Annotated in this window: 10 protein-coding genes; 4 read left to right on the top strand and 6 right to left on the bottom strand. The window is 58.7% G+C overall.

Annotated elements, in window-relative coordinates:
* From VFU66_RS02645 to VFU66_RS02635, 3 genes are all read right to left on the bottom strand, one after another.
* A partial coding sequence (locus tag VFU66_RS02645; RefSeq protein WP_326444682.1) for an adenosylhomocysteinase occupies positions 1 to 321 on the bottom strand: 321 nt, incomplete at its 3' end.
* A gap of 86 nt (positions 322 to 407) precedes the next feature.
* Positions 408 to 1,712: an MFS transporter gene (locus VFU66_RS02640; RefSeq protein ID WP_326444681.1), complete on the bottom strand. Its 1,305-nt coding sequence runs from the start codon at positions 1,710 to 1,712 to the stop codon at positions 408 to 410.
* A 26-nt stretch (positions 1,713 to 1,738) separates the two neighbouring features.
* Positions 1,739 to 2,815, bottom strand: coding sequence for a bifunctional transcriptional activator/DNA repair enzyme AdaA (locus VFU66_RS02635; RefSeq protein WP_326444680.1), 1,077 nt, complete (start codon positions 2,813 to 2,815; stop codon positions 1,739 to 1,741).
* A 191-nt stretch (positions 2,816 to 3,006) separates the two neighbouring features.
* On the opposite strand from VFU66_RS02635, the gene VFU66_RS02630 reads away from it, so the two are divergent.
* Positions 3,007 to 3,492, top strand: a complete 486-nt coding sequence (locus tag VFU66_RS02630; protein WP_326444679.1) for a DUF3455 domain-containing protein — start codon at positions 3,007 to 3,009, stop codon at positions 3,490 to 3,492.
* A gap of 70 nt (positions 3,493 to 3,562) precedes the next feature.
* On the opposite strand, the gene metK is transcribed toward VFU66_RS02630, so the two are convergent.
* Complete coding sequence (gene metK / locus VFU66_RS02625) at positions 3,563 to 4,732, bottom strand: methionine adenosyltransferase (RefSeq protein ID WP_326444678.1); 1,170 nt, start codon at positions 4,730 to 4,732, stop codon at positions 3,563 to 3,565.
* Positions 4,733 to 4,935: 203 nt separating this feature from the next.
* On the bottom strand, positions 4,936 to 8,415 hold the full coding sequence (locus VFU66_RS02620) for a TonB-dependent receptor (protein ID WP_326444677.1): 3,480 nt from the start codon (positions 8,413 to 8,415) through the stop codon (positions 4,936 to 4,938).
* A gap of 345 nt (positions 8,416 to 8,760) precedes the next feature.
* On the opposite strand from VFU66_RS02620, the gene VFU66_RS02615 reads away from it, so the two are divergent.
* On the top strand, positions 8,761 to 9,678 hold the full coding sequence (locus VFU66_RS02615; RefSeq protein WP_326444676.1) for a MurR/RpiR family transcriptional regulator: 918 nt from the start codon (positions 8,761 to 8,763) through the stop codon (positions 9,676 to 9,678).
* Between the two features lie 6 nt (positions 9,679 to 9,684).
* On the opposite strand, the gene VFU66_RS02610 is transcribed toward VFU66_RS02615, so the two are convergent.
* Positions 9,685 to 10,098 carry a helix-turn-helix domain-containing protein gene (locus VFU66_RS02610; protein ID WP_326444675.1) on the bottom strand — a complete coding sequence of 138 codons (414 nt, stop codon included), beginning with the start codon at positions 10,096 to 10,098 and terminating at the stop codon, positions 9,685 to 9,687.
* A gap of 276 nt (positions 10,099 to 10,374) precedes the next feature.
* Between VFU66_RS02610 and VFU66_RS02605 the strand changes: the two genes are divergently transcribed.
* The gene (locus VFU66_RS02605) at positions 10,375 to 11,091 is read left to right on the top strand and encodes a class I SAM-dependent methyltransferase (RefSeq protein WP_326444674.1); all 717 of its coding nucleotides are present in this window, start codon (positions 10,375 to 10,377) and stop codon (positions 11,089 to 11,091) included.
* 115 nt (positions 11,092 to 11,206) lie between these two features.
* Entirely contained in the window at positions 11,207 to 12,652 is a 1,446-nt protein-coding gene (locus tag VFU66_RS02600; RefSeq protein ID WP_326444673.1) for a hypothetical protein, read from the top strand.
* Positions 12,653 to 12,788 lie beyond the last annotated feature (136 nt).

Below are 12,788 nucleotides of genomic sequence, written 5' to 3'. Positions count from 1 at the left end.
GACCGGCACGCCGGCCGCGGCAATCGCTGCTGCTGCATGGTCCTGCGTCGAGAAGATATTGCAACTTGCCCAGCGCACGTCCGCGCCCAGGGCAACCATGGTCTCAATCAGCACTGCGGTCTGGATCGTCATGTGCAGCGAACCGGTGACGCGCACGCCCTTGAGCGGCTTGCCCGCAGCGTACTTGTTGCGGATTGCCATCAGGCCCGGCATCTCCTGCTCGGCGATGTCAATCTCCTTGCGGCCAAACTCCGCGAGCGAAAGGTCACGGACCTTGTACTCGGCTGTCTCTGCTGTCTTGTCAACCGTTGCTGTAGCCATCACTACCTCGTTTAAAACATCAATTCTATGTGGATTTCGTACAGCTTTAGGATACCAGCCCAGCCGGTTTCACGTGGCTCTATCCGTCAGCTCGTTATGTTTGCTGTTACCGTCTTGTGTCGCCGCGCGGCAAGCGCCAGCAAGGCCGCCAAAACAGCTAATCCGCTCATCGCCAACAGCCCGCCGGTGAAGCTGTGCGTCGCATCCTTCACTCGCCCAATGGTATACGGCCCGGTGAAGCCGCCCACACCGCCGACAATTTGCAGGACGGCCACCGCGCCCGCTGCCGCCGTGCCGCCCAGCATACTCGTGGTCAGCGCCCAGAACGGCCCCATCATGCTCCACAACCCGACGGCCGCAAGCGTCAACGCGCACAAAGCGACCATCATGTTGTGCGCCACGGCTACCCACGCAAACCCGATTGCCGAGAGCAACAGACATCCGGCGATGTGCCATCGCTGTTCCTTGTGCTTGTCCGAACTCCACCCGACTACCAGCGTCATAATTGCTGCGGCAAGGTAGGGAAACGTCGCGTAGCGGTCTATCACGCTCGAGTCTGCCACTCCGTGCGAGAAGCTTGCGAGAATGAGCGGCATCCACAGGTTGACGATATATACGCCCACCTGGCTTACGAAGTAGGCGCCCGCGAGCACCCACAGCGCAGGCAGTTTGAACGCATCGCCCAGCCGGTGGCGAGTTGCTGCGCCGAATCGTTCGCGGTCGCGCAGCAGTTCTTCATCGAGCCACGACTTTTCTTTCGCACTCAGCCACGGAGCGTCGTCCGGACAGTCTCGCAACAGGAATAGCACCGAGATGCCCAGCGCAATGGTCGGAATGCCCTCGGTCAAAAACAGCCACTGCCACCCGGCAAGGCCATGCCATCCGTTCAGGCGCAGCACGGCGCTCGAAAGCGAACTGCCGACTACGCCCGCCAACGAAGTCGCAATCATAAACCGCGAGACGGCCCGCGCTCGCTCATGCGTAGGGAACCAGTAAGTCAGGTAGACGATCATGCCGGGGAAGAACCCGGCCTCGCTGACACCCAGTAGAAACCGCAGCACGTAGAACGACTCCGCCGAATGCATGAACATCATCAGGGTCGAAATGATGCCCCACGAGACCATGATCCGCGCCATCCACACGCGGGCGCCAACACGGGTAAGAATCAGGTTGCTGGGCAGGTCGAAGAGCGCCGAACCGAGAAAATAGATCCCTGCTCCAAACCCGTAGACTGTGTTGCTGAAGTGCAGGTCGCGCTGGATATCCATGGCCGCGAATCCCACGTTCACGCGGTCAAGGTAGTTCACGATATACAGCAGAAACATGTAAGGAATCAGCCGCCATGTGATCTTCCTGTACAGTGCCCGCGCATTCACCGCCTCAAGGCTCATCGTTCCACTTTACATGCGCATTGTGCTCACTGCGGCCGTTCTGCTGCCAGGAGCTTCTTCTTCCTCTCGACGCCCCAGTGATAGCCGGCGATCGAGCCGTCGCCATGAATCGCGCGATGACACGGCACCACCACCGCCACCGGGTTCGACCCGATAGCCGAGCCTACCGCGCGTGCGGCCTTAGGCATTCCCAGTTCGCGTGCGATTTCGCCGTAGCTTCGTGTCTCGCCGCGAGGAATCGCCTGCAACGCGCGCCACACCCTCTGCTGAAATGCCGTGGCCCGCACATCCAGCGGAAACTTTGCGGCACGCGGGTGCTCGCTCATCTGGCTCGCAATATATTCCACTGCCTCGGCCAGCCAGCCGTCGGTATTCTTTGCGCGAACAATCTCTGCCTTTTTGAATCGCCCGCGCAGCTCGGCCAGCAGTGCAGCATCGCTGTTGCCGAAGGCAATCGAGCACACACCCGCATCGGTTGCCGCTACCAGCATGCGCCCCAGCGGACTGGCCGCCGTCGCATAGCGTATCTCCACTCCCGCGCCGCCTTCGCGCATCTTCTTTGGCTTCATGCCCAGCACCTCGCTGCTCGATTCATACAATCTGCTGCTTGAGCCAAACCCGGCGTCGTAGATTGCGTCCGTGATCCGCGACTCGGGCTCCAGCATTTTATTCTTGAACGTCGCCCGTCGCTGCTCCCGTGCAAACTCGCCCGGACTCACCCCCAGCACGCGCTTGAACCCACGCAGCAGCGGAAGCCTCCCTATGCCGACTGCGCGGGCAACGTCTTCGAGCGGCGTCTTCTCACCTGCGCGGTCGCGCAGGTACTGCACTGCTGCCTGCACCGCGTCTTCCTGCGGATCGGGCTTCGCTTCCGCTTGCTCGGGTCCACATCGCTTGCAGGCCCGGTATCCGGCGGCTTCTGCCAGCGCCGGGGAAGGGAAAAAGGCGACCTGCTTTCGCGCGGGTCGTCTGCTAGCGCAGCTTGGACGGCAGTATATGCCGGTCGATTTCACCGCATAGACAAACTGCCCGTCCGCGCGCCGGTCGCGCCCGAGCACCTGCTGCCACTGCTTCCCGGAAAAGTAGCTGGGAACTGGAGTCATCTTCGCGTTTGCTTGAACTGCATGGGCCATCGTCATTCCAGTATCCTCCCACCAACCGGCTCGCCGCCACACTCCGCTTTGTTCACCCAAAGTTCCTCCGGGTCGTTGCTGTTTTCGCCACTGTCTTTTCATTTTTGACGCAGCCGGCACTCGCGCCTTCGCGTACACTTGTCGCCATGAAGACCCTCCCCGTGCTTCTCGTTCTTGTTCTTGCCACCGCTGCCCTTGCTCAAAAGATGAGCCCCACCGCCGCGCCTGAAGGCGAGCATCTGCTCATGAGCCTTTCGGCCAAAGGCGTGCAGATCTACACCTGTAAACAGGTCGATGTAAATGTCCAGTGGGTCTTCGAGGCCCCCGAAGCTACACTCTCCAATGCGAAAGGCGAGACGGTTGGCACGCATGTCGCCGGACCCATCTGGAAGTATCGCGACGGCAGCCAGGTCACGGCGGAAGTCGTCGCCACCAGCGCCGCGCCTGTGCCTGACTCGATCCCGTGGTTGCTGCTGCACGCAACCAACTCGAAGGGAGCGGGCCTGCTGTCTCGCGTGGATGCCATCCGCCGAACTAATACTCATGGCGGCGTTGCTCCGGCCACTGGCTGCGACGCCGAGCACCTCAACTCCACTGCTCGCGTTCCCTACACTGCGACATACACCTTCTACTCCACAAAGCCGTGAGCAGACACCAGCCTGAAAATAAAAGAGGCAGGCACACGGCCCGCCTCTTCCATTCAATCTGAAATTGAAGTTACGAGACTGTCTGCTTCAGCCCTGCCTGTTCTTTCAGGGCGGCGGCCTTGTCGGTATCTTCCCACCGGAAGCCCTCGCCCTTGCGGCCAAAGTGGCCATAGGCAGCGGTTGCTTTGAAGATGGGCTTGCGCAGGTCGAGGCTCTCGATGATGCCCTTCGGCGTCAGTGAGAAGTTCTTGCGCACCAGCGCCTCCAGCTTGGTCTCGTCGATCTTGCCCGTGCCGAAGGTATCCACCAGCACGCTCACCGGCTCGGCAACGCCGATTGCATAGGCAAGCTGCACCTCGCAACGGTCGGCCAACCCAGCGGCGACGATGTTCTTGGCCACGTAGCGCGCCATGTAAGCGCCCGAGCGGTCCACCTTCGTCGCGTCCTTGCCGCTGAAGGCCCCGCCGCCATGACGGCCCATGCCGCCGTATGAGTCAACGATGATCTTGCGGCCGGTCAACCCGGTGTCGCCCATCGGCCCGCCGACGACGAAGCGTCCTGTCGGATTGATGTGGTACTTCGTGTCCTGGTCCAGCAGGCTGGCCGGAATCACGGCCTGGATGACGTTCTTCAGAATGTCGGCGCGCAACTCGTCGTTGCCCACGGTCTCGGCGTGCTGGGTCGAGATGACAACCGCGTCCACGCGCACGGGCTTGAAGTTGGCGTCGTACTCCACCGTCACCTGGCTCTTGCCGTCGGGCCTCAGATACGCCATCAGGCCGCTCTTGCGCACCTCGCTCAGCTTGAACGCCAGTTTGTGGGCCAGCGAGATCGCCGTCGGCATCAGCTCAGGCGTCTCATTCGAGGCGTAGCCGAACATCATGCCCTGGTCGCCCGCGCCGCCCGTGTCCACGCCCATGGCGATGTCGCCCGACTGCTTGTTGATTGTCGAGATCACCGAGCAGGTGTTCGAGTCGAAACCGTAGGAGGCGTTGTCGTAGCCAATGGCCGCCACCGTGCCGCGCACCAAGCCCTGAATGTCCACATAGGCCTTGGTAGTGATTTCGCCCGCAACAACGACCAGGCCGGTGCAGGTCAACGTCTCGCAGGCCACGCGGCTGTAGGGGTCCTGCGCCAGGCAGGCATCGAGGATGGCGTCTGAAATCTGGTCGGCAATCTTATCGGGATGCCCTTCGGTAACAGATTCACTGGTAAACAAAAAACGGTCGCGTGTCGCCAAAGCGAACTCCTTGGAGGTGAGTGTCTGCCCGCACACGAAGTCCGAACAGCGTCCAACCTTTCTATTCTACCGTTGCTCAGCCGTCCGGGCAAAGCCACGCAGCCACCGGTACATAGTAGTTGTTCAACGGCAAGATTCCGCATTGAACGGCAAAAGAAAACGGCGCCTGCCGAAGCCGACGCCGCTAAGGTAATGCAATCAATTTAGAACCTGAACTTCAATCCCAACTGCAGTACGCGAGGTGCGCGGTATGCAGTTACCTGTCCGAAGAGGCTCGATGTGGAAGAGACGCTGATCGAATCGAAGTTGGTGTGATTGAAGGTGTTGGTCGTCTCAGCGCGGAACTGGAACGAGGAATTCTCCCATACCTTGAAGTTCTTGAACATCGCGAGGTCCCAGCGCTGGTAGCCCGGTCCGTTGATGGTGCCGCGCTGCGCATTGCCCGGACGGACTACACCCGAAGGAACGGCGGCGAAGGCATCGGTGTTGAACCAGTGCAGGCGTGTGTGCGGCCCAGCGTTCGGGTCGCCCACCTGGTCCGGACGAGGTCCGGCGGCGCTCGGCCCAAGGATGCCCAGCCCGCCCGGATCAATGCCATCACTGCGTGTTGCCGTAAACGGCAGGCCCGAGTTCATCGAGACGATGCCAGAGACCTCCCATCCGCCGACAACGCGGCCCACCAGCCCGGGCTGGTGCTTAAGGAAAGGCAGCTCGTAGACGAAGTCCGCGGTCAGGATCTGCCGGCGATCCAGCGCGGCGCGACCGTAGTCTCCCTTGATGTTGTAGAGGTTCTGCGTTGCGCTCGATCGGTCCGACTGGTTGTCCGTCAGGGCCTTCGACCACGTGTAGTTCACGTTGACCATGTTGTCGCCGGTAAAGCGCTTTTGCAGCGCAATCTGCAGCGAGTGGTAGTTGGATGTGAACCAGGGCTCAATCGAATTGAGCGACGTGTAGCCCTTGTAGGGGCGGATCTGGTTCAGCGTCGGCGAATTGCCCGTTGTGATCCGTTTCACGGTGTCGCCGGGAACAGTGCTTCCCAGTCCGGCTGCCAGATAGGCGCCAACGGGAACTTCGTTCAGGTCAACGATACCGAGCAGGTGCTTGCCCAGTTCGCCAAAATAGCCCGTATCAAGAACTAAGCCGGGAGCAAGCTGTTGCTGTAGGTCCAGGCTGAACTGCTCCGTATACGGCGTCTTGAAGTTCGGGCTTGTGCCGCGCAGCGTGGGTGGGCTGGTGTTCAGCTTCGCGGTTCCTTGTGCCGGGTCATCAAAGCTGGTGTTGGGAATGTTCGGCGACTGCACGTACGGCGGGTTGGCAAAGATGTTCTGTTCGTAGATGCCATAGAGCGCCGTGTCGTAAGCAATGCCGTAGCCGCCGCGCAGCGCAGCCTTGCCATTGCCGAACACGTCGTAGGCAAAGCCGACTCGCGGAGCAAAGTTCAGCGTGTCGTTCTTGCCGACCTTCTGGCCATAAGGAGAGGTCTTCCCATTGATGCTGATGCCGTTCAGCGGATCGTAGTTCGGGTTCGGCGTAACGCCTCCCTTGCACGGCGCGCCGGCAATGCACAGGTTGCCAGCGGTGTCGATCGTCGCCGCGTTGGCAGACTTGAACAGAGACGGGTCGAACGTCGTCAGCAGATGGTTCTTGTCCACCGGCTGAGGGAAGTAGGAGTAACGGACGCCAATGTTCAGGGTGAGCCGGGGCGTTGCCTTCCAGTCGTCCTGCCCATACGCCTCGATGGAGGTGTTCTGGATGTCGGGCGTCATGTCCAGCGAAGCCTGGTTGAAGTTGGAGACGAACCCGGTGAGGAAGTTCGCAAACGACTGCTGGTAGTTGTAGGCGCACGGCGGGTTCGTTCCCGGAAATGCACCTTTGCACAGTTGCGCCGAAGACAATCCAGCGTTGGTGAAACCGAATGTACCCTGGTTGCCGCCTCCTGCATTTTCCGTCTTCTGGTAATGGTCCCATGTGATACCAAGACGCAACGAGTGCTGGCCCAGCGTTTTCGTCACATTGACGAAAATGTTCTTGTTGCGGTCATAGTCGCGGTACGGGCCAAAGCCGCCAATCCCTTGACCGCCGCTGAATGTGAGCGCGGGGATGCGTCCCAGCGTTACCGGGAACGGCAAAGTCGCCTTGATGTCGGGCGAGTGAGAAGACAAGACCTGACCGGTTGGGTCGCTGATGATGGCGCCGGATGAATAGGCATAACCGCCATCAATCAGAAGCCGCGGGTTAATCACGTACGTTGCATGGCCAAGATAGGTGCGCCCCGGCGAGTTGGTAGAAGTCGTCTGCACTCCCGGATAACCCGTGCCGCTGAACAGTCCGCCCGGTTCAACCGTTGGCAGCTTGTCATTGATGAAGCGGAAGAACGCCGTCAACTTCTGACCGAACGTCTGGTCAATCCTGACGATCTCCTGCGTCTGGTCATAGACGTTGCGCTGAGGGGTAACGAGCGTGTGGCCATCGCTGCCGGAAGGCTCAGGAATCGCCGCATAAACGTCCTTCAGATACGCCTTAGCCAAAGGCGAGAACGTGGATGGGTCAAGTGTGCTCGTCAGGGCCTTGTTGCAAGTACCATCTGCCGGATTGACCGAAGGACACACCAAATTGCTGCCAAAGTTGCCTGCGCGCTCGGCCTGCGTGGGAACGCCGAAGTTTGAAAACGACGAGTACGTCAGGACGCGGCGGAACTCCTGCGAGAAGAAGAAGAAGGTCTTGTCACGTCCGTCATACACGCGGGGAATCCACACCGGGCCGCCGATCGTGTAACCAAAGTCGTTATAACGCAGCTTGCTGCGCGGTATAAAGACCGTGCGGTCCTTGTTCAGAAAAGTGTTGGCGTTGAGCACATCGTTACGGAAGAACTCGTACGCTGTGCCATGAAAGGCATTGGTGCCGGACCGCGTGATGACGTTGATCTGACCGCTGGCGCTCCGGCCATACTCGGCCGAATACGTTCCGCGCTGCGTCTTGAACTCGGCGATGGCATCGACGCTGGGATAAGCGAGCAGAGTCAGGTTCGAGCCGCGGTCCACGTTGTCCGCACCGTCCAGTGTCCAGTTGTTGGCGCTGTTGCGGTTGCCGTTGACCGAGAAGCTGACCACGTTGGTCTCACCGGTCGGGTTCGAGAGACCGATGTAAAGCTGGTCGCCTCCGCCATACGATACACCTGGCTGCAAGGCCACAAGCTGCTCGTAGTTGCGATTCGGAAGCGAAAGCTCACGGATCTGTGTGCCGTTGATCGTGGTGGAGGAGTCGGCGTTCTGGAAGTTCAACTGCACTGCGTCCGCCTGAACCGTGACTTCCTGCGACGCGCTGCCGACAGCCAACTGCCGGTTTACCGTCAGAGCGTCGTTGACGTGCAACACCAGCCCGGTGACGGCGTCCGTCTTGAACCCATTCGCCGCAATCTTGACCGTGTATGTTCCGAGCGGCAAAGAAGGCGCAGTCCAGAACCCGGCTCCGTCGGTCGTCAGGGTTCGCAGGTCTTGCCCGCGATCCGTATTCGTCAGAGTCACGGTCGCGCCTGCCACGGCCGCGCCGGTCGAATCCGACACTGTTCCGCTGATGCTTCCCGTGGTTGCCTGCGCCAGAGCAACGGTGCAACTGGCAACCGCAAACACTGCCAGCACCACAACCCAGGCAGCACTGCGTGCAAAGCGTCTAAGAATGTTCATTTCAACTGCCTCCTGAAATCCTTGCGATGTTTCCTTGTGAACCGTCGTCACTGCTGCGTCTCGCGGATGGAAAACCCATTGCATGAGATGGGACAGCCGTCATCGTTCCGGCCATGCCCTCGGCATCTCGGTTTCATCTGAACATGACTCACTGCCAGAGCCATTTTTCCTTCTGTAGCGAAGGAACAAGCAAAATTCGGATTGCTTGGTTCAAATGGTACAGTTGTTCCGAAAATTGATGTAACGTTAATCCGGCAAAACGCACGTGTCAAGAAGATTTTCGGACGCTGGCCGCGAAACGGCGCTCCGGCCTGGAACGTTGGGGCCTTTGAGGAGGCAAAGAATGTGATTGACATCATCGAATACCCGAACGAAGGTGATCTTATGCAGGTCGGACGCGAGCACCGCCACTTTGCCTACCAGCCGCAGCTCGCCCGCACGGTCGATCAGCTCAGCGCACGGCATCAGGGGATTGTCCGGCCTGTTTTTGAAAGCCCGCGCGACTTCGTGCTGCTCAATGTCCGCGACATGGCGCGCCGTCTCGACACGGCCCCCACCACGGTCGTGCGGATCGTCCGCGCTCTCGGGTTTAGCAGCTACAAGGACTTTCAGCATTACCTGCACGACCTCTCCGTCACCAGCGCAACCATTCTGGACAGCATGCAGGCCGCCGGCCACACTGCCCAGCCGCCGCAGTTCCTCAAAGACCTCAGAAAGCAGATACAGGAGAACCTCAGCTTCGTCCAGCACAACATCGACCTGCACCAGGTGCTCAAGATCGCAACCCGCATCCACGAAGCGAAGCGGACGCTCCTGCTGGGCGGCGACATGGCCTCGTCGCTGGTCAACTATATGGAGTACCACCTGACGATCGCGGGCCTGCCTGTACTGGCAGCAACTGCCCCCGGACGCGCAACTCACCTGGTGCGTTCAACCGAGAAGGGCGACGTTGTCGTTGGCATCAGCTTCCGGCGCGGTCTCCGCATGACCATCGAGGGCATCGAGCACGCGAAGCAGAACGGCGCCTACTGCGTCGGTATTGCCGACTCGATGCTCTCTCCTCTGGCTCGCTTTGCCGACGAACTGCTGATCGTTCCCATCGACAGCCTCTCATTTGCGGCAAGCTATGTCGCGCCGCTCGCGGTTATCGATCTCATTACTGCGGGAGTGGGCAGCCTGCGGCGCAAACAGGTCGTCAAGCGCCTGAAAGAAGCCGACCAGGAACAAAAGCACGGCTATCGGTGGTATCAGACCGAATCGTAAGGCAGGCTAAAACAGTCGCCCATGCATCGCAAACTTCCACACGCCCCAACCGAGCACGGCCAGCGAAGCCACCATCACGGCTACACCCATCCATCGAGGATCGGCTTTCTGCCGGGCGCCACCACGATTTCTGCGTACATTTTCGGCAAACTCGGTCCAGTCGCCGTCTGCACCGGCTGCGCCGCTCTCCCGGAGGCTGGCTTCAAACCGCTCCATCCACGTGGATTCTTCCAGTTCGAGTGCGCGCAGATAGCTTCGAACGATCCCTTTGCGGAACACGCCGCCGGGCAGGGAAGCGTAATCTCCTGCTTCCAGCGCGTGAAGATGGCGTGAAGAGATCTTGGTCTCCTCACTGATCTTCTCGATCGAAATCCGGTGTCGTTCCCGTTCCAATCGCAGTTCGTCGCAGAATCTGCTCATTCGCTCCGCTCAACATCACCGAATGCAGGGCTGCCATACCATGCGGCAGCCCTGGTCAATCGAAGGATAGGCGCGCATCCCTTTGAAGTCAAAGAGGTTTCAACGGGCGCGTCACTCTTTGGTCAGCCCCCGGATCCGGTGCTTCAACAGTCGTCGCCCACGTGTATCGGTAGCTTGTTTCCACGGTGTTGAGCAGGATTGGCGACCATGTAAAACAAGTATACTCAGTCCTAACAGTCACGAACTATCAGTACATAAGGATCGAGCGGACTTTTTATGACGCAGGCGCTCTTCGACAAATACTACTATTCCCGACCTGAGTTCGAGGGGGGAGAGCTTCCATTTTTTCGGCTTTGCAGAGAGCAGATACCATCCGGTGCGAAAATCCTCGAGGTTGGCTCCGGGCCAAGCAACGACTGCTCCAAAATACTTAGCGAAATCGGCCCCGTAACCGGTTTGGACATCGATCCGGATGTGAAAACGAATCGGTGGCTTTCGCAGGCTCATGTCTTTGATGGCAAACAAATGCCGTTTGCGGATGCGTCCTTTGATGCATGCGTCTCAAGTTTTGTTCTGGAACATGTCTCTCATCCTGTCGAGCACTTTGCGGAGGTGGGGAGGGTGCTGCGTCCAGGTGGTGTGTATTGTCTGCGCACTCCGAATTTGATCCACTACGTCTCCGCCGGGGCGTACATCATGCCACACTTCGTGCATCTGTTGTTAGCGAACCGGTTGCGCGAGCTTCCCAAAGATGCGCATGATCCGTATCCAACATGGTACCGTTCCAATACACGGAGCAAACTGCGAAGGCTGTGTTTGGCAAGCGGTCTCGGTGAGCCTGTGATTACCATGATCGAGCCCGAACCCTCCTATGGTCGTGCTCATCCGCTGCTTTTTTACCCGATGATGGCTTATGAACGATTTGTCAATTCGTCGGATGCCTTGTCTGGTTTTCGCATCACCATGCTACTGGTAGCCCATAAGCATGCATGAACGTCTCATTTTTTGTTCGCTGCAGGTGAGGTAAGCAAGAGTGCGCCTTCCATTCCCAGAACGCATTCCCCTCTTATACGTTCTTATCTTTGCTACGCTGCTGTGCACCACGCAAATGCTTGAGGGCACGTCTGGGCTTTTTTCCATTTGTTGCTTTCTTTTCATTATCATCGCCGGAATTACCTTCAACCTGGCTGGTGGGTTTACCCGAGCTACCGGGTCATACGTCTTTGCTTATGCGATTCTGGGCGCAATTCTCGGCTTCTTCTGGAAAGCTATTCTGGGGGAGCCCGCCGACTCCAACCTCCTGGTTCCCCAGACCACTATCGAGGTCTATCTCGGTGGTATATGCTCCATGCTCGCCGCCGTGTACGTCAGTCGCAAGCTGGCTACAAAGCGCCCCCTTCTGGGGACCATGCTTGAAGAAAGAAAGATGCAGAACGCAACCGTTGGCTGCATGTTGGTAGGGATACTTATTGTGGGGCTTTCGGCCGTCATGCCCCACGGTAACGGGACGGTCCTCAGTGCGCTCCAGCAGGTGGACCGTTTTCTGCCGCTGGCCATCATCATTGGGGTCACTTATCAGATTCGCAAATCCAAGGGAACCAGCAGCATCAATCTTCCTGTGGTGTTGTCATTTGCCTTCTTGTTTTTTTCAGGCGTAGTCGGTTTTTCAAAAGAGGGAATGCTCACGCCATTTGTCTGCTGGCTGGTTGCCGCCTGCTGTATGAGGTACAGGGTCTCGATTCCACAGATTATTGGAGGCATTCTTACAGGAGTCTTCATCTTTCAATTTCTGGTTCCATTCTCCCAGTACGGAAGGCTGTACAGGAGCAACTCCTTCTCAGATCAGCTCGATGCCTCGATCGATCTCCTCTCTCGGCTGGGATATGTCCGGCAGCAGTACAAAGAGCAGGAGGCGGAGACAAACGAGGACGACGACGGCCCTAAGGTCCAGTACTACGACACCAAGCAGGGGTTCTTTGACCGTCTTCAAATGCTTTCCATGGATGATGCGCTCATCAATGTCACTCAACAGGGACATGTCTTTGGCATCTATCCTATCTTGGCGAGCTTTGAAAATCTGATTCCGCGTGTGTTCTGGCCGAACAAGCCCAGGATCTACTTCGCGACAATGTACGCCCAGGAAATCGGCGGTCTGCTTCCCGAGGACGACACAACAACCGGTATCTCGTTCACCCCGACTGCCGAAGGCTTCCACCTTGCCAGATGGGCTGGAGTCTTCGTCGTAGCTCCGATCATCTGGACGATGCTTTTCACCTTGTTCGATTCACTCTGCGGCGATGTGCGGCAGGCGCCCTGGGGGTTGCTCGTCATCCCGATCTATGCTCATCTGGCGCCTGAAGGCGGGCTCTCGGGCATCATCTATATTCTCGGCTATGGGACCATGGGCATTCTCTTCACCGCCTTTGCCGCAGCCTATGTCATGCCAATTATTGGGACCATGCTTGCCGGACCGGAGGCCATTGGTCTCCGCCGCAGTGCTCGCATTCGCAGCATCCCGTCTCGCAGACGCCCTGCGCCTTCTCCCGAAGTCTGATACGGCTGAAGGCGCGTCGCTCTTCCAGCTTGGATTGATCTGCCTGGTCGTGGCATCCATCTTCTCTGGCGCAATTCCCATACACTGGTAGAAGCATGAATAAACTGGTTGCCGGCAATCTTGTCTATCGTCCGCT

The organism is Edaphobacter sp. (assembly GCF_035763405.1).
Classification (GTDB): domain Bacteria; phylum Acidobacteriota; class Terriglobia; order Terriglobales; family Acidobacteriaceae; genus Edaphobacter.
This window is presented reverse-complemented; position numbering and strand designations above follow the sequence as displayed.